This is a genomic window from Selenomonas sp. oral taxon 920, from assembly GCF_001717585.1.
In the GTDB taxonomy this organism is placed as follows: Bacteria; Bacillota; Negativicutes; order Selenomonadales; family Selenomonadaceae; genus Centipeda.
This window is the reverse complement of record NZ_CP017042.1, coordinates 1,434,254-1,457,320: the sequence shown is the minus strand read 5'-3', so window position 1 is coordinate 1,457,320 and position 23,067 is coordinate 1,434,254. Positions and strand designations below refer to the sequence as shown.

At 56.3% G+C, this 23,067-nt stretch carries 29 protein-coding genes and 2 pseudogenes; 23 read left to right on the top strand and 8 right to left on the bottom strand.

Going from position 1 to position 23,067, the window contains the following annotated elements:
• Positions 1 to 94 precede the first annotated feature (94 nt).
• From rpsF to BCS37_RS06930, 4 genes are all read left to right on the top strand, one after another.
• The gene (gene rpsF / locus BCS37_RS06945; RefSeq protein WP_040394679.1) at positions 95 to 388 is read left to right on the top strand and encodes a 30S ribosomal protein S6; all 294 of its coding nucleotides are present in this window, start codon (positions 95 to 97) and stop codon (positions 386 to 388) included.
• Between the two features lie 36 nt (positions 389 to 424).
• Entirely contained in the window at positions 425 to 871 is a 447-nt protein-coding gene (locus BCS37_RS06940; protein WP_069180762.1) for a single-stranded DNA-binding protein, read from the top strand.
• Between the two features lie 44 nt (positions 872 to 915).
• Positions 916 to 1,149 carry a 30S ribosomal protein S18 gene (gene rpsR / locus BCS37_RS06935; RefSeq protein WP_006306231.1) on the top strand — a complete coding sequence of 78 codons (234 nt, stop codon included), beginning with the start codon at positions 916 to 918 and terminating at the stop codon, positions 1,147 to 1,149.
• A 143-nt stretch (positions 1,150 to 1,292) separates the two neighbouring features.
• On the top strand, positions 1,293 to 1,613 hold the full coding sequence (locus tag BCS37_RS06930) for a hypothetical protein (protein ID WP_069180761.1): 321 nt from the start codon (positions 1,293 to 1,295) through the stop codon (positions 1,611 to 1,613).
• Between the two features lie 57 nt (positions 1,614 to 1,670).
• On the opposite strand, the gene BCS37_RS06925 is transcribed toward BCS37_RS06930, so the two are convergent.
• The 5 genes from BCS37_RS06925 to BCS37_RS06905 are packed head-to-tail and all read right to left on the bottom strand — an operon-like array spanning position 1,671 to position 6,564.
• Positions 1,671 to 2,906 carry a metallophosphoesterase family protein gene (locus BCS37_RS06925; RefSeq protein ID WP_069180760.1) on the bottom strand — a complete coding sequence of 412 codons (1,236 nt, stop codon included), beginning with the start codon at positions 2,904 to 2,906 and terminating at the stop codon, positions 1,671 to 1,673.
• Entirely contained in the window at positions 2,903 to 3,628 is a 726-nt protein-coding gene (locus tag BCS37_RS06920; RefSeq protein ID WP_069180759.1) for a TVP38/TMEM64 family protein, read from the bottom strand. The genes BCS37_RS06925 and BCS37_RS06920 overlap by 4 nt, the downstream gene beginning before the upstream one ends.
• A 14-nt stretch (positions 3,629 to 3,642) precedes the next feature.
• Complete coding sequence (locus BCS37_RS06915) at positions 3,643 to 3,990, bottom strand: hypothetical protein (RefSeq protein ID WP_069180758.1); 348 nt, start codon at positions 3,988 to 3,990, stop codon at positions 3,643 to 3,645.
• Positions 3,991 to 4,010: 20 nt separating this feature from the next.
• Positions 4,011 to 4,862 carry an N-acetylmuramoyl-L-alanine amidase gene (locus BCS37_RS06910; RefSeq protein WP_069180757.1) on the bottom strand — a complete coding sequence of 284 codons (852 nt, stop codon included), beginning with the start codon at positions 4,860 to 4,862 and terminating at the stop codon, positions 4,011 to 4,013.
• Positions 4,852 to 6,564 carry an ABC transporter ATP-binding protein/permease gene (locus BCS37_RS06905; protein WP_069180756.1) on the bottom strand — a complete coding sequence of 571 codons (1,713 nt, stop codon included), beginning with the start codon at positions 6,562 to 6,564 and terminating at the stop codon, positions 4,852 to 4,854. The genes BCS37_RS06910 and BCS37_RS06905 overlap by 11 nt, the downstream gene beginning before the upstream one ends.
• A gap of 197 nt (positions 6,565 to 6,761) precedes the next feature.
• On the opposite strand from BCS37_RS06905, the gene BCS37_RS06900 reads away from it, so the two are divergent.
• Together BCS37_RS06900 and BCS37_RS06895 are read left to right on the top strand one after the other, a co-directional pair.
• The gene (locus BCS37_RS06900) at positions 6,762 to 7,451 is read left to right on the top strand and encodes a MotA/TolQ/ExbB proton channel family protein (RefSeq protein WP_069180755.1); all 690 of its coding nucleotides are present in this window, start codon (positions 6,762 to 6,764) and stop codon (positions 7,449 to 7,451) included.
• Positions 7,448 to 7,846, top strand: a complete 399-nt coding sequence (locus tag BCS37_RS06895; RefSeq protein ID WP_069180754.1) for an ExbD/TolR family protein — start codon at positions 7,448 to 7,450, stop codon at positions 7,844 to 7,846. Before BCS37_RS06900 ends, BCS37_RS06895 begins: the two co-directional genes overlap by 4 nt.
• Before the next feature lie 46 nt (positions 7,847 to 7,892).
• On the opposite strand, the gene BCS37_RS06890 is transcribed toward BCS37_RS06895, so the two are convergent.
• A complete protein-coding gene (locus BCS37_RS06890) occupies positions 7,893 to 9,590 on the bottom strand; it encodes a DUF4127 family protein (RefSeq protein WP_069180753.1) in 1,698 nt (565 codons plus the stop codon).
• A gap of 324 nt (positions 9,591 to 9,914) precedes the next feature.
• On the opposite strand from BCS37_RS06890, the gene rsmD reads away from it, so the two are divergent.
• The 16 genes and pseudogenes from rsmD to BCS37_RS11815 all read left to right on the top strand — a co-directional run.
• A complete protein-coding gene (gene rsmD / locus BCS37_RS06885) occupies positions 9,915 to 10,469 on the top strand; it encodes a 16S rRNA (guanine(966)-N(2))-methyltransferase RsmD (RefSeq protein WP_069180752.1) in 555 nt (184 codons plus the stop codon).
• Positions 10,466 to 10,957, top strand: a complete 492-nt coding sequence (coaD, locus tag BCS37_RS06880) for a pantetheine-phosphate adenylyltransferase (RefSeq protein ID WP_069180751.1) — start codon at positions 10,466 to 10,468, stop codon at positions 10,955 to 10,957. The genes rsmD and coaD overlap by 4 nt, the downstream gene beginning before the upstream one ends.
• Before the next feature lie 36 nt (positions 10,958 to 10,993).
• Positions 10,994 to 11,533 carry an ATPase gene (locus BCS37_RS06875; protein ID WP_069180750.1) on the top strand — a complete coding sequence of 180 codons (540 nt, stop codon included), beginning with the start codon at positions 10,994 to 10,996 and terminating at the stop codon, positions 11,531 to 11,533.
• 55 nt (positions 11,534 to 11,588) lie between these two features.
• The gene (locus tag BCS37_RS06870) at positions 11,589 to 12,089 is read left to right on the top strand and encodes a YceD family protein (protein WP_069180749.1); all 501 of its coding nucleotides are present in this window, start codon (positions 11,589 to 11,591) and stop codon (positions 12,087 to 12,089) included.
• Positions 12,090 to 12,104: 15 nt separating this feature from the next.
• On the top strand, positions 12,105 to 12,284 hold the full coding sequence (gene rpmF, locus BCS37_RS06865) for a 50S ribosomal protein L32 (RefSeq protein WP_006306287.1): 180 nt from the start codon (positions 12,105 to 12,107) through the stop codon (positions 12,282 to 12,284).
• Positions 12,285 to 12,479: 195 nt separating this feature from the next.
• On the top strand, positions 12,480 to 13,034 hold the full coding sequence (gene fapR, locus BCS37_RS06860) for a transcription factor FapR (RefSeq protein ID WP_069180748.1): 555 nt from the start codon (positions 12,480 to 12,482) through the stop codon (positions 13,032 to 13,034).
• A 29-nt stretch (positions 13,035 to 13,063) separates the two neighbouring features.
• Entirely contained in the window at positions 13,064 to 14,077 is a 1,014-nt protein-coding gene (gene plsX, locus BCS37_RS06855) for a phosphate acyltransferase PlsX (RefSeq protein ID WP_069180747.1), read from the top strand.
• Positions 14,070 to 15,074, top strand: coding sequence for a beta-ketoacyl-ACP synthase III (locus tag BCS37_RS06850; protein WP_069180746.1), 1,005 nt, complete (start codon positions 14,070 to 14,072; stop codon positions 15,072 to 15,074). Before plsX ends, BCS37_RS06850 begins: the two co-directional genes overlap by 8 nt.
• The gene (fabK, locus tag BCS37_RS06845; protein WP_069180745.1) at positions 15,074 to 16,021 is read left to right on the top strand and encodes an enoyl-[acyl-carrier-protein] reductase FabK; all 948 of its coding nucleotides are present in this window, start codon (positions 15,074 to 15,076) and stop codon (positions 16,019 to 16,021) included. The genes BCS37_RS06850 and fabK overlap by 1 nt, the downstream gene beginning before the upstream one ends.
• An 11-nt stretch (positions 16,022 to 16,032) precedes the next feature.
• A complete protein-coding gene (fabD, locus tag BCS37_RS06840) occupies positions 16,033 to 16,968 on the top strand; it encodes an ACP S-malonyltransferase (protein WP_069180744.1) in 936 nt (311 codons plus the stop codon).
• Between the two features lie 37 nt (positions 16,969 to 17,005).
• Entirely contained in the window at positions 17,006 to 17,749 is a 744-nt protein-coding gene (fabG, locus tag BCS37_RS06835) for a 3-oxoacyl-[acyl-carrier-protein] reductase (RefSeq protein WP_069180743.1), read from the top strand.
• Between the two features lie 35 nt (positions 17,750 to 17,784).
• A complete protein-coding gene (locus BCS37_RS06830) occupies positions 17,785 to 18,015 on the top strand; it encodes an acyl carrier protein (RefSeq protein WP_006689543.1) in 231 nt (76 codons plus the stop codon).
• Between the two features lie 272 nt (positions 18,016 to 18,287).
• The gene (locus BCS37_RS06825) at positions 18,288 to 19,235 is read left to right on the top strand and encodes an NAD(P)H-dependent flavin oxidoreductase (RefSeq protein ID WP_069180742.1); all 948 of its coding nucleotides are present in this window, start codon (positions 18,288 to 18,290) and stop codon (positions 19,233 to 19,235) included.
• 31 nt (positions 19,236 to 19,266) lie between these two features.
• Positions 19,267 to 20,511 (top strand): beta-ketoacyl-ACP synthase II, encoded by a 1,245-nt coding sequence (gene fabF, locus BCS37_RS06820; RefSeq protein ID WP_069180741.1) that lies wholly within the window; start codon positions 19,267 to 19,269, stop codon positions 20,509 to 20,511.
• Positions 20,512 to 20,515: 4 nt separating this feature from the next.
• Positions 20,516 to 21,229 (top strand): ribonuclease III, encoded by a 714-nt coding sequence (rnc, locus tag BCS37_RS06815; RefSeq protein ID WP_069180740.1) that lies wholly within the window; start codon positions 20,516 to 20,518, stop codon positions 21,227 to 21,229.
• A gap of 107 nt (positions 21,230 to 21,336) precedes the next feature.
• Positions 21,337 to 21,529 (top strand): annotated as a pseudogene (locus BCS37_RS11815) (terminase TerL endonuclease subunit); the annotation flags it as partial.
• Between the two features lie 106 nt (positions 21,530 to 21,635).
• Here BCS37_RS11815 and BCS37_RS06810 read toward each other — a convergent pair.
• Positions 21,636 to 22,166, bottom strand: coding sequence for a hypothetical protein (locus tag BCS37_RS06810; protein ID WP_069180739.1), 531 nt, complete (start codon positions 22,164 to 22,166; stop codon positions 21,636 to 21,638).
• Between the two features lie 110 nt (positions 22,167 to 22,276).
• On the opposite strand from BCS37_RS06810, the pseudogene BCS37_RS12380 reads away from it, so the two are divergent.
• Positions 22,277 to 22,375 (top strand): annotated as a pseudogene (locus tag BCS37_RS12380) (phage portal protein); the annotation flags it as partial.
• Positions 22,376 to 22,389: 14 nt separating this feature from the next.
• Here the strand turns inward: BCS37_RS12380 and BCS37_RS06805 are convergent.
• Entirely contained in the window at positions 22,390 to 23,040 is a 651-nt protein-coding gene (locus BCS37_RS06805) for a Crp/Fnr family transcriptional regulator (protein ID WP_069180738.1), read from the bottom strand.
• Between the last annotated feature and the right edge of the window lie 27 nt (positions 23,041 to 23,067).

The window sequence follows — 23,067 nt, the reverse complement described above, 5'->3', positions numbered from 1 at the left end:
CGCGTGAGCGTGTGCTTTTTTCGTGCGCGCTCACATAGGAGTAACTCTGCCGCTGCACAAAGCGGCGGCCATAGACCGAAGAGGAGGTGATTTCGTGAGATTGTACGAAGTCATATTTATTGTGAAGCCGATGGAGGAAGAAGCGACAAACGCCGTCATCGAGAAATTCACAAAGCTCATTCAGGCAAACGGCGGTAAGATCGAGAAAGAAGACCGCTGGGGCAAGAAGCGCCTCGCCTATGAGATTAAGGACAACAGTGAAGGATACTATGTTCTGCTGTACGTCAATGCAGAGCCCGCCTGTGTCGCTGAGTGCGACCGCGTGATGAAGATCACGGACGAGCTTTTGAAGCACATGATCGTCCGTGCGGACGGCGTCGAGGAGTAATCGACTGACGGGAATCCATGCAGGAGAGAGAAACCGATGAACAGAGTCATATTGATCGGTCGCCTTGCGCGCGACCCGGAGATTCGCTACACACAGAGCGGCAAGGCGTTTTGCCGCTTCACGATCGCGGTGGATCGTCGCTTTTCGCGGGCGGCACAGCAGGAAGGTCAGCAGACGGCGGACTTTATTCCCGTCACTTGCTGGGAAAAACTTGCTGAAATCTGCGGAAACAATCTGACGAAGGGGCGCCGCGTCGGCGTTGAGGGGCGCATCCAAGTGCGCAGCTACGACGGCAATGACGGACAGCGCAAGTATGCGACGGATGTTGTGGCGGACAATGTCGAGTTTCTCGATTCCAAGAATGCCGGCAGTTCCTCTGGCGGCTATGACGCGCCGATGGGGCACAGTGCCGCGCCCGCTGCGGGCGGCGGTACACCGGATATGATGGGTCCCGTGATTCCTGACGACGACATTCCATTCTGAGCGCGTGATGCTCAGTACATCCCGTAATAAGGAGGGACAGCGAAATGATGAAACGAGATCGAGGCCGTAAGCCTCGTCGTAAGGTCTGCTCGTTCTGCGTGGACAAGGTGGATCATATCGACTACAAGGACGCCGCAAAGCTGCGCCGCTTCACGACGGAGCGCGGCAAGATTCTGCCGCGCCGTATTTCCGGCAACTGCGCGAAGCATCAGCGTCAGGTGACGCTTGCGATCAAGCGCGCGCGCAACATTGCGCTTCTTCCGTTCACAGCGGAGTAAGGGAGACCTCAGCGTCGCACCTGATCGGTGCGGCGTTTTTAATTTCATAACTCTAACGCATTGTTTACCTCCGCTTAAATACACTCCAACCCAAAGGCAGTAGGGTAAAGGTGGGAGGAACACGTGGCAAAGGAGCAAAGATCATGAAGAACAAAAAATATATCTCTGGTGTTTTGGCTGCAGCTTTGGGGCTTGGCATTATGGCGGTATCTCCTGCGGCGGAGGCGACACCTGTTTATCAGCCGCTTGAATGCATCAGCGGTGCAGCGAATGAGTACAGCTTCCGCATGAAGGAGGAGGATCGCGTGCACGAGCAGAATGTGCGCAAGATCCGCTTTGAGTTCCAACGTGACGGCGATCAGGCGAAGTATGACCGAGCGATGCAGGAGGAGCAGAAGCGCCACGATCAGGCGGTGAAGAGGATCAAGAGAGACTACAGAGATCGGACACCGTGGAAGCATTGACCATTGACAAATAAAAGAACTTATCCCATGTCGACCTGTCACATGGGGTAAGTTCTTTTATTTGTGCAGTTCCACTGCATCCAATACACGCCCGTCTAAAGTCTCACAGCGGATGTGAAGGCGCTGTGTGTCCGCTTCCATATAGAGGTAGTTGGACGGTGTGGGATCGGGACCGGCGATGATGTCGTATGTCTCTGCGGGGACGTTGAAGTATTGATTCCCCGCAGGTCCCGCGAGGAGGTAGAGAGTTCCATTCTTGTCCGTCTGACGTGCGCGCATTTGACGGCGGCGGTAGGCGTGAACGTGTCCTGAGACGACGAGATCGATGCCGAGACGATCGAATGTGTCCAAAAAAACCTGTCCCACGTCGCTGATGCCGTGATTTGTATTCTGCTCGACCTGATAGTCACCGTAGGCGAGAATATCCTTGTGCATGAGGACGAGCTTCCACGGTGCTGTGCTTGCCGCAGCATCCTTTCTTAGCCAGTCCATCTGCTCTGCCCTCAGTGCCGCGCCGCGTTCCTCCGCCTCAAGGAACTGGGTATCGAGGACCATGCAGTGCACCGCGCCGAGGTCAAAGGAGTAGTAGTGTCCGCGAAAATCACGGCTGCCGTTGTCGGGCAGGGCAAAGGTGCGGAGATAGCGGACGGGCGGCACGGCAGTCCACTGCAATCCGTAGTATTCGTGATTGCCAAGGACGGGGATGTGGGGATGGCGGGCGAGCGGTGCACCTGCCGCCTCCATCGCCTCGAAGAATGAGCGCCAGTGCCATGCGGACTCCCCGTTGTCCGTGAGGTCGCCGACGATGGCGGCAGCGTCAGCGTCCGGATGACGCTGCCATGCCGTCTGATAGGTCGTGCGCCACACATCGTAGCTCTCGCCGCACTGACTGTCCGAGAAGAGCAGGGCACGTACCGGATTACCCACACCGAGTAGTGGGATCCATTCCGTCGCACTTCCCGCATGCGTGACGCGGTAGGCACTGTCCTCAGCGAAAGAAATCTCTGCATGATAGATAAACTGTACCTCGTCGTCCATCGAAAGATAGGTGTAGGCGGGGATCAGGCTCTCCACTTGCTTGTGGGGGCTGCGCAGCTCAACGCGCACATTTTGGAGCAGCTGCGGGCTGTCCCACTGAATCATGCGCGTGCGTGCGGGATTCGCCGTCACGATCTGGCGCAGATGATGGATGCCGTCAGCAGCGGCGTGGGCAGAGCGGGACGAAAAGAGACCGCCGAAGCTCATCGTGAAGATGGTCTTGGCGGCAGCCTGCAAAAACGAGCGTCGCGTCATTCTTTTTTCTCCATTTCCTGTGGGACAGCCTCTTCACGCATGAGATGTTTCTCGTAGCGAATGGCAGCGTAGATCAGGATACCGGCGGCGATGATGACAATGATGAGGCGCGTGTTGTTCTCCTGCTGCATGATGATGTCATGCCCGATGATTGCCTCGATGCCCGTCGAGGGGAATTTGCCGACGAGCGAGGCGAGCACATAGTCGCGGAAGCGAATCGAGGAGAGGGCACCGACGGCGTTCATGACGGCAGAGGGGAGATAGGGCACCATACGTCCGATCAGCATGATGAAGAAGCCCTTGCTGCCGCTGTATTGATCAACCTTTGCGAGGAAGGGGCTCTTCGCGATTGCCTTTTCCGCCGCTTCGCGGAAGTAGAAGCGCATGAGGGCGAATGCAATCGTAACTCCGACTGTCTCTGCCACGCAGGAGAGGATGATGCCGGGAACGATGCCGAAGAGAATGACGTTCGCCGTCGAGAAGATGACGGCAGGCGGGAAGCCGAGCGCGTTCGTAAAGAGGGTGAGAAGGAAGGCGAAAACGAGTGCGCCTTCACCAAACGAGCGAATGTACTCCACCGTTGCAGGGATATCGCCGCTGGCGAGCAGGGCGAACATCTCGGGCAGAAATTCTGGTGCGATGAGGTGGATGATGACGAAGAGCAGGACAATCGCCAGCGCGGCGCAGACCTTCAAAACGCCCATACCCATTTGCTGTTTCATGAAAATTGAACCTCCTAGGTGGTCAGCACCAGCGTGAGTGCACCGAGAATCAGCGCAATGCTGAATCCCTGCATGGCGTTTGCGATGCTCTTTCCATAGGTTCGGGAGTATCGTGCGACAATTTTTCGCAGCTCGAAGATCAGGAAGGAAAGGCAGAAGAAGATGAGCGGCAGATCGCCCTCCGTCCAGCCGTAGGCAAAGATCAGCGCGGAGAGAACGATGCCCGTCTGCTCGCCGCGTGAGAAGATGCGCTCGGGTTCCTTGTCGTGTTCCCGTGCGTCGATCTGCGCACGCGTGAGTGGAATGCCCATTTCATCGACCTTCTCCTGATCGCGGTCGAACCAGCGGTAGTGAAACCCCATCGTTCTTCACCTCCTGTGTGTTATGTTGCGATACGCCGCTGTGCGGGATTCGGATTTGGTTTCGGCAGATCGGGACGTTTGCTCGGCTTGATGTTCGGCTTTGCCGGTGGGGGCTGCACGGGCGGGTTGGGGCTGCTCGGTGTCGGATGTGAGGGGCGTGTCATGCCGTTCCTGCGCTGTGTCTCCTCCATCTGTGCGCGGATGCGTGCACGCTGTGCTTCCTGTGCCTCGCGTTCACGCTGCGCGATGCGCAGACGCTCCGCTTGCAGCTCCTCGGATGCGTAGTAGAGACGTGCCTGTTGGACAATATCGGGCATCTGGGCGTAGAGATAGCGGCCGGGACAGGCGGTCGCGTTGAGGTCGCGGTGTCCCTTGACCGTACCCTGCCACCGTGGGTCGAGCTGATAGATCGTGCAGAGCGAGGCGATGAGATGCGCCGCTGAGGATTTCTGCGCCTCGGTTGGAGCCCCGATCTCGAAATTGCCTGCGAGATTGATGCCAACGGTATGGTTGTTTTCGCCGTAAACATGCGCACCGATCGTGCCGAGCGGTCGACCTTCCTCGATCGTGCCGTCTTTGCGGATGAGGAAGTGATAGCCGATGCCTGCCCACCCTTGATTCAAATGCCATTCATGTACGGTTGCTGCTGCGACGTCGTCGTCGTTTGGCATGCCGATGTGATGGACGACGATACAGTCCGTCACAAAGCGGTTTTCAAGAGATTTGAATTTCAAATGTGTCGGGCGAATGCTGACACCCGGCAGTACGGATGGTATGTACCATGATGCCTCCGCTGCGGAGGGGAAGAGGGGGAAGACAGCGGCACCGATGCCGATGAGCGCCAGACGGCGTAAAAAATCTCTACGATTCATGGGGGATCTCCTGATAGGTATACGTTTGGTTTGATAGGTGGAGCTCCCTGTCATGAAGGGCAAAAAGGGTCGAGCGATGTCCGACGCTGATGATGCTTGCGTTGGGGAGTTCCTGATATAAGAGTTGATAAAGAGCGTGTTCGCGTGCCTCATCGAGGGCAGATGTCGCCTCGTCGAGGAAGATCCAGTCGGGGCGGATGAGCAGGATGCGGGCAAAGGCAAGCCGCTGCTGCTCGCCGAGCGAGAGGATGCGGCTCCAGTCGTCTGCATCGTCAAGGCGTGCGGAAAAATGCGTCAGTCCGACCAGCCCAAGAACGCGTGTAATCTCCGTGTCGGGCGCTGTCGCCGTGCGCGGATAGGAGAGCGCGCGGCGCAGAGTCCCAAGGACGAGATATGGGCGCTGCGGGAGAAAGAGGCGAGAGGAATCCTGCGGCATTTCGACTGTGCCGCTGCCGTACGGCCAGATCCCTGCGAGTGTGCGCAGCAGCGTGCTCTTGCCCGCCCCTGAGGCTCCCGTCACAAGGATGCGGCTGCCGTGTGGCAGCGTGAGCGTGCATGCTGTGAGAAGAGGTGCGCCGTCCGGCAGGGCGATCGAGAGATTGTGCAGCGCAAGTGCATCTCCTGTGCCTTCTCTGTGTACAATATTGCTCGTGACGCGAGCGGATTCCTCCATGTGCTCCGTAAAGCCGGAGAGTCGCTGAATCACGGCTGCAAGTTCGGCAATCGAACCGTAGGAGTCGACAAAGAATGAGAGCGCATCCTGCACACGGCCGAATGCAGATATCGTCTGCATGAGCCCGCCGAGCGCCATTTCGCCTGCGTAGTAACGCGGAGCCGCCATAATGAGCGGGAAGATGATCGCGAGCTGACCGTAGCCGTTGACGTAGAAGTTCAGCAGCTTCGTGCGCCGCATGAGCCCCCAGTAGTTCTTGATGACGTTTGCAAAACGCTCCTTGAACCCGACACCCTCCGCCATCTCACCGCGATAGAATGCGATGCTCTCGCTGTTTTCGCGCACGCGCATCATACTGAAACGGAAGTCCGCCTCATAGCGCTGCTGGTCGAAGTTCAGGCGGATGAGCTTCTTTCCGACGACGTGGACGAAGTATGTGCCAAGCCCCGAGTAGAGGAGGGACAGCCAGAACATATAGCCGTAGATGGTAAACTCTGTGCCGCCGACGGGGACGGTGATCGCGCCCGAGAGATTCCAGAGCACGACGGCGAAGGCTCCGAGCGTCGTCAGCTGTTTGAGGATGCCGATGAGCAGCGTCAGCGTCAGGCTGACGAACTGGTTGATGTCCTCGCTGATGCGCTGATCGGGGTTGTCCGTGTCGCTGCGCAGGACTTGCAGACGGTAGTAGACCTGTCCGTGCATCCAGCGTGCGAGGTACTGCTCCGTCATCCATGTGCGCCAGTTGATCGTAAGCATTTGCCGCAGATAAACAGCGTAGACTGCAATGACAATATAGATGAACGCGAGTCCCGTGAACTCACCGATGAGCGGCCAGAACGATGCCCAGTCATACGCCTGCAGCGCGTCGTAGAAGACGCGATACCAGTCGTTGATCCGCACGAGCAGATAGACCATGATAAGGTTGAGCGCGATGACCGAGGTGAGCAATCCGCGTGCCTTCCACTTTTCGGGGGAACTCCAATATCCTTTGAACAGATGCCAAAAACCGCGTGCAAGAGGGAACTTCAATCCATATCCTCCTTCATTGAACGAACGGTTTTCATTATAATATTTTTTCACATGGTCTGCAAGACATTCGGTGCTGATAAAGCATTATAATGATATTTGTTATCGTTGACGCAAGAATAAATATATAGTAAAATAGGGGAAATTATCAGACGATGATTGCACTGTCATGCCCCACAGGGGAAAGAAAGGTTGTACGAATGGAGTTTATTTCACAAGGCTTTGATTTTTTTCGGCAGGGTGGTCTCGTTATGTACTTCCTGCTTGCGGCATCCATTTTTGTTGTCTTTATCGGCATTGAGCGCGCATTCTACTTTGCCCGCGCAGATGCGGGACGCGCATTTGCACGGGAATTCATGCTGAATATTTCCAACGAGCGCTTCAAGGAGGCAGTCGAGCTGACGAACACGCAGCGCGGTTCGATTGCGGACATCCTGTTTGGTGCTGTTACGAAGAACAGCAAGAACTCGCGCAAGATGTCCTCCTACATGGAGATTCAGTCCGGTATCGCACTTTCGAAGCTGCGCAGCCGCATGTACTATCTGAGTGTGATTGTCACAATGGCGCCGCTCCTCGGGCTCCTTGGTACGATCAGCGGTATGATCTCGACGTTCAGTGTCTTCAACATCGAGGCGGGGGAGCCGAGTGCCATTACAGGCGGTGTCGGCGAGGCCCTCATTGCGACGGCAATGGGGCTGTGCGTTGCGATCATCGCGCTTGCCGTACACGCGTATTTCTCGCAGCGCATTGAGAACATTGTCACGGATATGGAGATGTGCTTCTCGGCTGCTGAGAGCAGCCGTGTAGAACTGGCGCGTGCGGCAGGAGTCAAGGGCGTGATTGATACCTCTTTGCATATGGGAGAATCGGTGGAAGGTGATGGGGTATGAGGCTGCGCGACAGGAGGGCGTTTGAAAAGCCTGAGATCATGATCATCCCCATGATCGATATCATGTTCTTCCTGCTTGTGTTCTTTATCATGAGCACGCTCTACATGGTGAACCTCAAAACCGTGGATGTGAATCTGCCAAAGGCACAGACGGCACAGACGCAGCTGAACGTGACCTATCTCGTTACCGTGCGCAAGGACGGCTCGCTCTGGCTTGAGGATCAGCAGATCGACGAGGCGACGCTCCTGCGCCGTGCGCGTGTCGAGAGCCAGAAAAATCAGCGGTTCGCCGTTGTTGTCCGTGCAGATGGGGATCTGAACTACAGCGGTGTCATGGAGCTGCTGGACAAGTTCCGCAGGGAAGGGATCACGCGGTTCGGACTTGCGGCGGAATGAGGATGTATATGAAAAGACCGAAGTCATTGCGGCTTCGGTCTTTGTGTTATGGGGATATTTCGAGATTCGGATGCGACTCCATCCGAATCTCGAACGTGCGTGGCCACGGATAGTATGCCGTGATATTGCTCCGCACCGCACGCAGCCGTATATTGTTTTGCACAAACGGGGCGCGAAATGCGGCGGTGGATTCATAGCTGCGGATGCGGCGGTTCAGATCGTTTGCGAGCAGATCATTTGCCCAGCGCCAGCTGCGCGTGAGGTCGAGGTCGGCAGTGTTCCGATAGCCCGCATTGCGGAGCGCATCGTTGACGCGGTCGATCGTCTCCTTCAGATAAAATTCGTCCTCTGCGATGCGTCCCGTGAGAAACGCGAGATTTGCATAGGCGGCACGCGCGCGCTCCTCTGTGTTTTCAGCTCTCTGCATGGCACAGTGATAGAGGACAGCCTGCGCGAGTGCCGTACCGATCGCGTTGCTCGCCGTATTCCATCCCGCATATGCCGCGAGTGCATTTACAGGTACGTTCTTTCCCACCAGAATCGGGAGCAGCGTCTCCTCCGCGTGAAAGTGACGCGAGAGATCGACGAGCGCAACGGGTGTCCTTGCTGCCAGCATATCCTTGACGGCGGCTGCGGCGGGGGCTCGCGTGCCGAGCGTATCCGCACCGCTGTCTCCCGCCGAGATAAGGAGGGTAAGGTCGCTGCTCGTGCCGTTCTCTGCGAGAGCTGTGCCGAGCATTGCAATCTTCTCCCGTGCCGTCACATCGTTCGAGACCGCCATGAATGGGAAAATCATATCTGCCATATCCGCCCGCGCATAGCGCAGGGCGATGCGCGGAACAGCACCGCCGTGTGTGCGCAGTTCATCCACGGAGAGCCGTGTAAGCATGGAGAGCGCGATCTCGTCCGCGCCGTGCACGATCATCGCCCGCTCTTGGGCGATGTTCTTTTGTGCAAGCAGGGCGGCAAGTTCCTTTTTTTTCAGATTGCCGACGGAGTACTCCTCGCCGTCGTCCTGCCCGAGGATGAGACGCGTGAGCACCCCCTCCTCCGTGAGCTCGATGAGCATGGAGGCAAGAGCCGTGCTCTCATCGAAGTGCGCAAGATATTTTTCCAGATCGTCGGGCGGGAACTCTCCGCGCAGCCGCTCCATCTCGTCCTCATCGACGGGCAGTCCTTCGCCTGCACGTCCGAGGAGACGTGCATAGGCGAGCAGTGCGCGTCGCTCACGCCAGCCCTCGATCCCGTCCTGCGGAATCGCACGCGGCAGGATGTAGAAGGCGTGCAGTGGTGTGCTTGGATGCGCCGCGTGCAGGGTGCGCAGATATGCGGCAAGCTCGTTGATGTCGGCATGAGAAATATGTGCCTCACGTGCTGCGAGCAGTCCCCCCGAGAGCAGCTGATCAATCGAGAGAATGACGGCATCCGCCCCGCCCGCTTGTTCCGCAAGCCAGTGGCGCAGTGCTTTTGTGTCGCCGGGCTTCGAGTAGTAGTCCATATACTCTGTCGGCGGCGTTATGATTTCGCGCCCGATAATTTTTCCGCCATTTACAACAAACTCTCTGCAGGGGGGGCGTGAGTCGAGCGGTACGAGGAGAATCGGATGCTTCCTCGCATCATGCTCCATTTCCGTCGCAGTGGACAGCGTGCGCCACTCATCCGCATCGGTCGGATGAAATACAATGTGAAAGAGGAGGAGGGAGAGCATAAGAAAAACGGCGACAATCCCGAAATCCTTTCTCATGCAACATTCTCCTCTCTTTTGCTGCGTCATTCGTGTCCATCAAAAGTATTTTACTGGATACCGCTGTGTTCTGCAATCCCGTGTTTCCTGTCGAACGATTTCCTCTACGAAAAGGTGCAGGGAAAAATGCACAAAATCATGCGCAGTGCTTGGTAAATGTGACCATAGCAAATGAAATGAAATACAACGAGATCGGAGGGATGACCTATGACGACAATGAATAATTTACGCACATAGGCGAACTGAGAATATCGACCTGTTGAAATACGAATGCGAATTGTGGTAGAATAGGAAAGCCTATAGTAGAATAGCGGGAGGAATGCGATGCGGATCATTACGGGCAGTGCGCGCGGCACACGTCTGAAATCCCCTGCGGGGGAGGGGACGCGTCCGACGGCTGACCGCACGCGTGAGGCTCTCTTTAGTATGCTTGGCGCACGCGTCTATGATGCACAGGTACTCGATCTCTTCGCAGGGACGGGGGCGCTTGCACTTGAGGCACTCTCTCGCGGAGCGGCGCGCGCCGTGCTTGTGGATCGCACAACATACGCGATTTTGGCGGAGAATGTCCGTCGGACGAAGATGGAGGCGCACGCAGAGCTGCGCCGCGGCGATGTCTACGGGCAGCTTGCAGCTCTTTCGCAGGAGGGGTGCACATTCGACCTCGTCTTTGCCGACCCGCCGTATGCTCGCGGTGACAATGCACGTGTTCTCGCCGCAATGTCGGAGGGAACTCTGCTCTCTGCAGACGGGCTGCTCATTCTGGAACAGGGCGCGGACGAGGCTCTGGTTGAGCGGCGCGGCAGACTGTCGCTCGTGCGTGAGCGGCGCTATGGTGCGGCGCGCATATGTTTTTATGCCGAGGAGGTGCAGGAATGAGACGAGCGGTATTTGCCGGCAGTTTTGACCCCGTGACCACGGGGCATATCGACATTGTGGAACGCGCGGCGTCCATGTTCGATGAACTCATTGTCTGCATTTTTCACAACGTCCAGAAGGAGGGGTGCTTTCCTCTGGATGACCGCATTCACTTTCTGCGGGAGGCGACCTCTCACGTACCGAATGCACGTGTGGATGTGTTCTCCGGTCTCCTGACGGACTACATGAAGCAACAGAATGCACGCGTTGTTGTGCGTGGTTTGCGTTCGGTGAAGGACTTCGAGTATGAGGAGAATCACGCGGCGATGATCCGCCACCTCATGCCGGAGAGCGATACGATTTTTTTGCTGACGCGCCCCGATCTGACCTTTGTCAGCTCCTCGGGGGTGCGTGAGCTCATCCGCTTCCGCGGACCGGTGCAGGGGATTGTGCCTCCGTCGGTGGAGCGGGCAATATTGAAGCTGTATGGAAGGCCGTCTCGTGGATAAGATGCTCGAGGCTGTGCAGGAAAAGGAGATAGATTTATGGCTGTAGTTGATACGCTGAAAAAGCTCGAAGATCTGGTTGCGGATGCATCACACCTCCCCTTCAGCGACAAGGCTCTTGTGAATGATGATGAGATTGTGCATCTCGTGGAGGAGCTGCGCATGGATCTCCCGAAGGAGCTGAACCGTGCGGCGGAGATTATGCAGGAGCAGGAAAGCATTATCAATCGTGCGCGTGAGGAGGCAAAGGAGATTGTCGACTCTGCGCAGGCACGTGCGAATCAGATGCTTGAGGACAGCGAGATTGTCATTCAGGCGAAGGAACGCGCGCGCGCAATCATGCAGCAGTCGCAGGACCAGGCGCGTGAGATCATGGAGCAGGCGCAGACGAGCGCAGCGCGTCTCCAGAGTGATGCGGATGCCTATGCAAATCAGGTATTCGAGCAGCTGATCGCACATGTCGGCAGCACCTTCAAGGGCGTGCAGCAGGCGGAGATGGGACTGAATCAGGCGATGAATGTCCTGCGCACCGCAAAGGCGCAGATGAACGCCCCGCAGGATGAGGTGGCGGAACTCTAAAAACCCTCCTTGACAACGCCGAAAACCGCCGCTATAATGTGAAAGGTCATGCGTTATGATGAAGCTGGATGTTGCTGAGGGAGTATTTCCCCTTGGTGAGAGCCGCACATTCTCATTTGTCATTGCACCGGAATCCCTGGATCTGGGGGACGATACCGGGCACTTGCGTGGGGAGATCTGTGTGGATGGAACGGTGATGAACACCGGATCGTCCATGCGTGTTGCGGGGACTGTCCGCACATGCCGAAGCTTTGTCTGTGACCGCTGCCTCGCAGAGGGGGAGCGGGAAATCACGCTTGATTTTTCTGAGGACTATGCGAAGACTCCGGGAGAAACGGATGAGGCAGCAGTCTGTGATGGTGAGACCATCATTCTGGATGACCTCGTGCGTGATACCCTCCTTGTGGCTGAGCCGCTGCGTGAGCTGTGTAAGTCTGATTGCAAGGGGCTTTGTCCTATATGCGGGCAGAACCTCAACGAGGGATCGTGCAGCTGTGATACGTTCGTGCCCGATCCTCGACTGGCGGCTTTAGAAAGCCTACTCAAAAACGATTAAGGAGGTGTATCCAAAGTGGCAGTACCAAAGAGAAAGACGTCGAAAGCACGCCGTGACCGCCGTCGTGCAAATTGGAAGCTCGAAGCGCCGCACTATGTATCGTGCCCGCAGTGTCATGAGCCGAAGCTCCCGCATCACGTGTGCATGGAATGCGGCTATTATGACGGAAAGCCTGTGGCCGAGGCGGCTGAATGAGAACCGTTCGGAGCTGCTGTGAGAAGTCGGATTGACTTTTTGCAGCGGCTCTTTTTTATTTTTTAATCCGTTCCTCTTGCAATTCTTTTTAGTACCTAGTATAATGCGTTCATATTGATAGCAGCAGGTGCTAAAAACAACGAATTTGTGTACGCAGCTATGTGTTGCGGATAAATTCGAGAGAGGAGCGGCGCGATGACGGAGAAGAAACGACGGCGGCAGGAGACGCTTGTCATGGCCGTACGGAAGGAACCGTTCCTGACGGACGAGGCGCTTGCGAAAAAACTTGCCGTAAGTGTACAGACAGTACGGCTCGACCGTACAGAGCTCGGGATTCCCGAGCTGCGCGCCCGCGTGCGCACGCTCGCGGAGAATGCGCGCGAGAAGGTACGCGCCATTCCGCACACCGAGGTGATTGGTGATCTCCTCTCTCTCGAACTGGGCGTACGGGGGACATCGGCGCTGCGCGTGACAGATGATCTCCTCTTCGCGGACTTGGATATTGCACGCGGCACAGCGCTCTTCTCTCAGGCAAACTCACTCGCGCTTGCGATTATTGACGCGCCCATCGCTATGACTGGAGTTGCAAATGTAAAGTACAAGACGCCGATCAAGAAGGGGGATACGGTCATCGCACATGCGGAGATCGTAAAGGTGCGCGGGAATAAAATCTTTGTCTGGGTCAAAACCTATCGAGAGGATAAAGAAGTCTTTCGTGCAAAGTTTATTGTGGTATCTCTCGAGCGATGAGAGAACGGCATGGGGGAAGGGAGTGCAGGATGCGTATAGCGATTGACGCTATGGGCGGTGATTTCGCCCCGAAGGAGATTGTACAGGGCTCGGTGGACGCGGCGAAGAAGTACGACTGCGAGATTGTGCTGATCGGCGATGAGCAGCAGATTCGCGCAGAGCTTCACGGCGAGGATCCTGCAGCTCTGCACATTTCCATCGTTCATGCCTCCGAGGTGATCGGTATGGATGAACATCCTGCTGAGGCAGTGCGTTCCAAGAAGGATTCCTCCATTGTCGTCGCGACGCGGCTGGTGAAGGAGGGCAGCTGTGACGCGGTGTTCTCCGCCGGCTCGACGGGCGCGGCAGTTGCGGCGGCGCAGCTTATTCTGCACCGCATTCGCGGTGTCGGGCGCCCCTCGATTGCAACGCCGATGCCGACACCCGAAGGTGTGACGCTCATGCTCGACTCGGGTGCCAATGTGGACTCAAAGCCCGAACACCTTGTACAGAGTGCGGTCATGGGATCGCTCTATGCACAGCACGTCTTCGGCATTGCGCACCCGCGCGTGGGACTCCTCAATATCGGTGAGGAGGAGACGAAGGGAAACGAGCAGGCGAAGGAAACCTATCCACTGCTCCAGACGGAGCCGAACATTCACTTTTGCGGCAATGCAGAGGGGCGTGATGTCCCGAAGGGAAACTTCGATGTCGTCATTTGTGATGGATTTGTTGGGAATGTTGTGCTAAAATTTGCGGAGGGGCTTGCAAAAACAATTCTTGGACTCATTCGGGAGGAGATTCGCGGAGCAGGGCTGATGGCCAAACTCGGAGCACTGCTCCTCATGCCGACGCTCCGCCGCCTCGGCAAGCGGCTCGATGTCAGGGAGTACGGCGGCGCGCCGCTCCTCGGTGTGAATGGCTGCTGCGTGATTGGGCACGGTTCCTCGGATGCCAAATCCGTTGCAAGCGCGATCGGCGTGACCGTGGACTATGTGAATGGGAAAGTGTTGGATCAGATCCGTGATGCTCTGGCGAAGGAGGGGGAGAGAGACCGTGCCTAAGATCAGTGCAGGCATCCTTGGGACAGGCTACTACGTTCCGGAACGGGTGCTGACGAATTTCGACCTTGAGAAGATGGTTCAGACGAATGATGCGTGGATTGTTGAGCGCACGGGCATTCACGAGCGCCGCATTGCAGCGGATGGGGAGCCGGTTTCCGTGCTTGCACAGCATGCGGCGGAGATGGCGCTTGCAGATGCGGGGGTGGATGCCGCAGATCTCGATCTGATCATTATGGCAACTCTCACATCCGACCGCATCATCCCGTCGACGGCGTGCGTCCTGCAGGATCGTCTCGGGGCAAAACGTGCGGCGGCGTTCGATCTCTCGGCAGCGTGCTCCGGTTTTGTCTACGCTGCATCGATTGCGGCGCAGTTTATCGAGAGCGGCATCTATCGTCATGTTCTTGTGATCGGCGGCGAGGTGCTCTCCAAGGTTGTTGACTGGCAGGATCGCAATACCTGTGTTCTCTTTGGGGACGGCGCGGGTGCGGCTGTGTTCGGACCGGTCGAGGAGGGGTACGGCATCCGCTCCTTTGATCTCGGCAGTGACGGTTCGGGCGGAGATGCACTCGATATCCCGTCGAGCGGCAGCCTTTGCCCTGTGACACCTGAGACAATTGAGCAGCGTCTCAATTTCGTTCATATGGACGGCAAGGCGGTCTTTCGCTTTGCAACCAAGGTTATGGGACGAACGGTGGAGACCTCCCTTGAGCGTGCAGGAATGGAGCGCGCAGAGCTCGACTACCTCGTTCCGCATCAGGCGAATATCCGTATTATCCAGGCGGCAGCCAAGCGACTTGACATGCCGATGGACAAAGTCATTATAAATATTCATCGTTACGGCAATATGTCTGCCGCATCCATCCCTGTCGCCCTCGCGGAGGCGGCGCACGCGCAGCGGTTCAAAAAGGGAGACAACATCGCCCTCGCAGGTTTCGGCGCGGGACTTACATGGGCATCGTGTATTATGAAGTGGGCGAAGGAGGAAAACGGTTAATGTTTGAAAACAATCCGATTTGTCAGATGCTTGGCATCAAGTATCCAATCTTCCAGGGCGGCATGGCATGGATTGGCACAGCAGAACTTGCCTCTGCCGTTTCCAATGCGGGCGGGCTTGGTCTGATTGGCGCTGGGCATATGCCCCCCGATGCACTCAGGAACGAAATTCACAAGGTTAAGGGGTGGACAGAGAAGCCCTTCGGCGTGAATGTCATGCTCATGAGTCCCTTTGTCAAAGAAGTCATGCAGGTGGTGCTGGAGGAGCGTGTTCCCGTCATTACGACGGGCGCAGGAAACCCCGGCGAGTATGTGCCGGCGCTCAAGGAGATCGGCTCAAAGGTCATCCCTGTGGTTGCATCCGTGGCTCTGGCGCGTCGGCTCGTGCGCACAGGCGTGGATGCTGTGATCGCAGAAGGGACGGAATCCGGCGGTCACATTGGTGAGATCACGACGATGGCGCTCCTGCCGCAGGTGGTTGACGCGGTCGATGTACCCGTCATCGGTGCGGGCGGTATCGGTGACTCGCGCGGCATGGCAGCAGCGTTCGCACTGGGCGCACAGGCAATCCAGATGGGTTCGCGCTTCGTGCTGAGCGAGGAGTGTATTGCACATCCGAACTACAAGAATGCTGTGCTCAAGGCGAAGGATCGTTCGACTGTCGTCACGGGGCGTTCGCTTGGACATCCCGCGCGTGTCCTGCAGAACAAGCTCTCCCGTAAATATGAGGAGATGGAGGCGGCAGGCGCCTCGAACGAGGAGCTCGAGCAGCTCGGCGTCGGCAGTCTGCACCGTGCGACGCACGAGGGTGATGTCGACAACGGATCCGTCATGATCGGCGAGATCTCCGGCATGCTTTCGGACATCAAGCCAGTCGCGCAGATCATAGAGGATATTGTAAATGGTCTGCCGGGGGCATTCGATGCCGCGCGCAAGACCTGTGAGTGAGGAACTGGGCTATGGGAAAACTCGCATTTTTATTCCCCGGACAGGGAGCGCAGGTCGTCGGCATGGGAAAGGACTTTTTCGACACCTATGACCTCGCAAAGAAGCGTTTTGCCGAGGCGGATGAGGCACTTGGCTACTCCATTCGCAAACTCTGCTTCGAGGGACCTGCTGATCAGCTGCAGCTGACCGAGCATACGCAGCCTGCGATCCTCACAGTGGCGGTTATTGCCGCTGAGCTCCTGCGCGCTGAGGGCGTAGAGCCTGAAATTGCAGCGGGGCACAGCCTCGGTGAGTACGCTGCACTCGTTGCGGCGGGCGTGCTCTCCTTCCAGGATGCCGTCCTCCTCGTACACAAGCGTGGTGCCTATATGCAGGAGGCTGTTCCTGTCGGTGAGGGCGCGATGGCTGCGGTCATCGGGCTTGACGATGAGGTGATCATCGAGATCTGCGCTGCGGCAAGCACAGTGGGCGCTGTTCAGGCGGTCAACTTCAACTGCCCCGGACAGACTGTCATTGCGGGTACGGCAAAGGGCGTGGAGAAAGCAGTTGAGATGCTGCAGGAAAAGGGAGCAAAGAAGGCGGTCATTCTGCCGGTCTCTGCACCGTTCCACTCGACGCTGATGGAGCCTGCCGCGAAGAAACTCGCAGCGGAGCTTGACAAGGTAGAGCTGCACGATGCGGTGTTTCCCGTCGTCTCAAACTATACGGGCGGACTTCAGCAGACGGCAGCAGAGATCAAGGCGAATCTCGTGGCGCAGGCGGATCATCCCGTGCGTTGGATCGCGTGCGTCAATACGATGCGCGAATTCGGTGCGGATACCTATGTCGAATGCGGCCCGGGCAAGACGCTTGCGGGCTTCAACAAGCGCATTGACAAAGCACTGAAGAGCCTGAACGTCGAGAATGTGGAATCACTGCAAAAAACACTTGACACACTAAAGAAGTAATGATTAAATGAATTCGGTGCGATTAAGGAGGAAATCCATGCTTCTTAATGGTAAAGTTGCTCTTGTTACGGGCGGTTCTCGCGGCATTGGGCGAGCGATCGCCATTCGGCTCGCACAGGAGGGGGCGAAGGTCGCCGTCAACTATGCGGGCAATCAGGCTGCTGCTGAGGAAGTCAAGTCGATCATTGAGAAGCAGGGCGGTACGGCACTGCTCGTTCAGACGGATGTCTCGGACAGCGCTGCTGCAGCTGAGATGGTCATGCGCGTACACAGTGAACTTGGCGGACTGGATATCCTCGTCAACAATGCGGGCATTACGCGCGACACACTTCTCCTTCGTATGAAGGATGAGGATTTTGACGCGGTTATCGCTACGAATCTCAAAGGCATCTATGCCTGCACGAAGGCTGCTGCGAAGTTTATGACGAAGCAGCGCAGCGGCCGGATCGTGAATCTCTCCTCCGTGGTCGGTGAGATCGGCAACGTAGGACAGGCGAATTACGCCGCGGCGAAGGCGGGCGTGATCGGGTTCTCGAAGGCGGCGGCGAAGGAGTTCGCTCCGCGTGGGGTTACGGTCAATGTTGTTGCGCCCGGCTTTATCGACACCGATATGACAGCGGTTCTCAAAGATGAGATCCGCGCAAAGCTCATTACGGGCATCCCTCTCGGGGCGCTCGGAACACCGGAGCATGTTGCCGATGCCGTACTCTTCCTTGTGAGTGATGCGGCATCGTACATTACCGGCCAGACGCTGAATGTAGACGGCGGCATGGTTATGTAGCATAGAACAATATCTATTAAAGGAGGTGAAAACGCATGGCAACGTTTGACAAGGTTCGCGACATCGTTGTGGAACAGCTCGGCTCTGAGGCTGATGAAGTCACCCTGGAGTCCACCTTCATTGACGATCTTGGCGCAGACTCGCTCGACATCGTTGAGCTCATTATGGCTTTCGAGGAGGAATTCAATGTAGAAATCCCCGATGAGGCTGCTGAGAAGATTAAGACGGTTCAGGATGTCGTCAACTACATCGATCAGAACAAGTAAGACGCTGTGACCTATGGTCACAATTGAGCACAAAACTGGTCTTTTAGGGAAATCCCGTGACAGCTCAGGCGCACGGGATTTTTCTCAAAAGACATATGACTTTGCATATGATCAGGGCGGCGTACGCCCTGCTGTGATACATCCGCCTTCCATCCGGAGGGATACTCAAAGGACAATGGTTGGAGGGGGAGCCAAAACTTCTTGCGGAGAGAAAAGGTGCTCGATGAACACCTTGCTGCTGTGTAGCATACTCTCCCGATTGGAGGGCTTATATGAGACTACCCGAGGTGAGGATTGGCAATAAAGTTGCCACCGTCCCCATCATTCAGGGCGGTATGGCGATTCGCATCACCACGGCGCGGCTCGCAGCCGCTGCTGCAAATGAGGGCGGAATCGGACTCATCGCGGCCTCCGGCATGAAGCCGCAGGAACTGCGCTATGAGATTCGGCTCGCGCGCTCACTTTCTCCCAATGGGATCATCGGCATCAACGAGATGGTCGCGGCAAGCGACTTTTCGGATGCCGTTAAAACTGCGATTGACGAGGGGATTGATCTCGTTGTCGCCGGTGCGGGATTCTCCCGTGATATGTTTCAGCTTGGCAAGGATTCCGGCACGCCGATTGTGCCAATTGTCTCCACGGCGAAACTGGCGAAGATTGCCGAAAAGCTTGGCGCGGCTGCTGTTGTCGTCGAGGGCAAGGAGGCAGGTGGGCATCTGGGGACAGATCAGTCCGTACGAAATATCATCTCCGATGTCCGTGCGGCAGTGAAGATTCCGATCTTTGCAGCAGGCGGTGTGCTGACGGGACAGGATATTGCCGACCTGCATAAGATGGGTGCGGATGGCGTACAGCTCGGCTCACGCTTTGCAGCGTGCGTGGAGTCCAACGCGGCTCCGTCGCTCAAAAAATATTATTTGAAATCCAAGAAGGATGATATCGTTATCATTCACAGCCCTGTAGGGCTGCCGGGACGTGCCGTGCGCACACCGTTCTCTGCGCGGATTATGGAGGGCCCCGTACCTCCGACGGTCTGTGACCGATGCTTGAAGCAGTGTGACCATCACTTCTGCATCATCCGCGCACTCTCTCGTGCGCAGCAGGGCGATCTCGAGACAGGTCTTGTCTTTACCGGTGAGTTTATGCCGCGCATTGACCGGATCTTGACGGTTCATGAAATCTACGAAGAGCTGAAGCAGCAGCTTGCGGCAGCGAACTAGGGTGTGCACTCTGGGAAAGGAGTCGATTGGTTTGAAGAAGAGAATTGTCGTCACGGGGGTTGGCCCGATTACGCCGATCGGCATTGGAAAGGACGCCTTCTGGGAGGCACTGCTTGCAGGCAAGAACGGCATTGATCGCATCACCCGCTTTGACGCAACGGACTACGCTGCGCAGATTGCAGGCGAGGTCAAGGATTTCAGCATCGACGGCTATATTGACAAGAAAGAGGCAAAGCGCATGGACCGCTATGCCCAGTTTGCCGTCGTGTCTGCGGGTATGGCAATCGCCGATGCAGGTCTTGATCTCGACCATGTGGATCGTGACCGCATTGGTGCCTATGTCGGTGCAGGCATCGGCGGAATTGAGACAATGCACAGTACATATGAACGGCTCTTTGACAAGGGCCCTGAGCGTGTCAGTCCCTTCTTCATTCCCATGATGATTGCCAACATGGCGGCGGGGCAGGTTGCAATCAACTACGGTCTGCACGGCCCTGTGTCCTGCGTGGTCACGGCGTGTGCGACCGGTGCAAACTGCATCGGTGATGCCTACCGCGTCATGCAGCGCGGCGAGGCAGACATCATGATTGCAGGCGGTACGGAGGCAAGCATCTCCGAGGCAGCGAGCGCGGGCTTTGCTGCGATGAAGGCACTCTGTACGGATCACAACGACGATCCGGCGCATGCTTCCCGGCCGTTCGACAAGAATCGTTCGGGCTTTGTCATGGGTGAGGGTGCGGGTCTGGTTGTGCTCGAAACACTCGAACATGCCGAGGCACGCGGTGCACACATCTATGCCGAGCTTGTCGGCTACGGTTCGAACTCGGACGGCTATCACATTACGAGTCCCGCCCCACACGGCGCATACCAGGCAAAGTGTATGCAGCTTGCACTCAATGATGCTGAGCTGAGGCCGGAGGATGTGGACTATATCAACGCACATGGCACGTCCACGCATATGAACGATCTCTGTGAAACGGAGGCGATCAAGACGGTCTGGGGCGCGGCGGCGAAGGATGTTGCCGTCTCTTCGATTAAGTCGATGACGGGGCATCTCCTCGGTGCTGCGGGCAGCGTCGAGTTGATCACAGCGGCTCTTGCAGTCGAGAACGATATGCTCCCTCCGACGATCAACTACGATACACCGGATGAGGGGTTGGATCTTGACTATGTGCCGAACAAGGCACGTGCGAAAACGGTGCGTGCAGCGATCTCCAACTCTTTTGGCTTCGGCGGGCACAATGCCTGTCTCGTCGTCAAGAAGTATCAAAAGTAATCCAATGGCACATGAAATAACGAAGGAAAGGCGCGCGGCACTCGTGCGCCTTTCTGCGCAGATCGGCGTAACCTTCAGCGAGCTCTCCCTGTTGGATGAGGCGCTGACGCATCCTTCTTACACAAATGAAGCGAAGGATGCCGTGCCGCATAACGAACGCCTGGAGTTTCTGGGTGATGCCGTGCTGGAGCTTGCCTCCAGCACGTATTTGTATGCGCAGTATCCGGAGTGCTCCGAGGGTGAGCTGACGAAAATGCGTGCGAGTCTCGTGCAGAGCGAAACACTTGCCCGACTTGCACGCAGGCTCCATCTAGGCAGCTATCTCCGCCTCGGGCGTGGAGAGCTGCACAATGGTGGAGCCGATCGGCAGAACAACCTCGAGAATGCCTTTGAGGCGGTGATTGGTGCCGTCTATTTGGACGGCGGCTGGGAGGCGGCGCAGGACTACGTGACGCGTCAGCTTGCCTCTGAGGTGCTCTCTGTAGAGCGAACGCACGTTGCGCGCGACTATAAGACAGCCCTGCAGGAGCATATCCAGCAGAAACGCCATGTGAGTATTGTGTACGAGCTGACCGGCGAGACAGGTCCCGATCATGACAAGCGATTCACCACGCGTGTCCTCATCAGCGGACAGCCGATGGGAGAGGGGACGGGGCGCAGCAAGAAGGAAGCGGAACAGCAGGCAGCCGCCGCTGCGCTGGCAGAGATTATCAACTAAATTGGATTCTGCAGCTGCCTCCCCATAGGGAGGCTCTTTTTTATCGGTGCAAAAAATATATTACTCAAACTTCGCAGATAAACAAGCTGAGAATCTGCTTTTCGAGAAAAGATCTGATGAAGCTGACGTTGGAAAAGAAAACAGCGCACGGCGGGGATCCCGTCATGCGCTGGATGGCAGACAATATCTTTATTCACAACGACTCTGCAGGGAACATCAAGGCGGACAAGGAGAAAGTACGCACAGAAGATTGACAGTGTGATTGCTCTCATCATGGCATTCGATCGTACGATCCGCTGAGGGAATGATACGTCGGAATCGGTGTATGAAAATCACGATGTGCGGGTATTTTAGATGGTGATAATCATCAACAAAATTGATACAGTAGGTTCTCGGATATCCAGAACTATTTTATAAACTGCACGGCTTTCTCGTAAATCTCGCCATAGTGGTTGTCAGTGACATTTATAAGTGTGTCTCTCAAAAGTTTAAATTTCATTCCATTTTCTGTAATTGTACCTTTTGGATAAATGCAGTGGACTCCGGCATCATTTCCTCTTTCTTTGGTCAACTTACCGGGAAGATCATGTGCCAATATGTATTCAACCATTGCATTATCTCTTAGACTGTATGCCAGACCGTTTTCTCTTTTATAAAAATAAAAATCATCTGCAATTTCTTGCCTTTGAGGAGAGCGCTTTTCCCAATCCCAAACCTCAATGACGCGAACTTTCAATAATCCGCCCGTTTTATCACTGCCTGCTCCGAACCATGAAACTTGACTATCATCTACGTATAGCGTCCTGGTAACGCCGCCCGCCCCTCGATAATCTTTTGTATACGATGAAGTGACATAGTGATGTGCAGCCTGAACCTCACTGCTGAAAATCAATAAGCAAAAACTTGCAACTACCCCTAATAATATGTTCTTACGCATACCACATTCCTCCTAAGCGCATTAGCTGAGACTTTACTTAGTTCATTCGTCGAAATCAGACAAATCCCTGCTTATATTATGAACACTTTATTGATTGGAGTGTGGTTTTCATAAATCTATTCAGCAGAATTTTTCGTTTACAGGACAAGCCTCAGAATTATTTTGGCGGCTTGTCCTTTTTATTTGGGCAGACGGCGGCGAGTAAGGCGTCAATGAGGAGCCCTTACGTCTTTGGGCACTCATTCATCGCCCGCACCTTGGCGCATTGCTCAGGGGTGAGGGCGATCTTGCCGCGGTCGAGGGAGAGGAGTCCCTCTGCACGGAGGCGGTCAACGCTGCGGTTGACCGTCTTTAGGCTCGTGCCGATGGCATCAGCAATGTCCTGTCGGCGCATGGGAAACCGGACAGCGACATCGCATGCGGGCAGATTTTTTTGCAGGTAGGCGAGGAGGCGCGATTGAACCGTCATGTATTTGATCTGACCGTATTCGTCCGAAACAGGCCAAGATTTTCGTGCGATCATACAGGCGACGGCAAACGCTGCTCCCGCGTCGCGTTGGAGCCACGCAGCGAACGCGTCGATGCTGACGGCAAGCAGATCGCACACCGTCTCCGCCTCACACGTCGCGGCGTAGTACGGCGTGCCTGCAAGAGCCTCGTACTCGCCGAGGAATGTGGGCGGGTCGGCGATGGCAAACACATACCGATCGCCGCTTGAGAACTCATTGATGATGCGCACGCGCCCCGCGAGGAGGATGTAGACCGTGTCGGCATGCGTCCCCTTGCAGCGGATGATCTCGTCGGGCTGGAATGTGAGCGGCCGCGCAGCGTGCAGCAGGTGTGGCGGTATCTCGGGGAACGACGGCAAACGCATGATGACTCTCCTCCCAGTGCAGTCTCT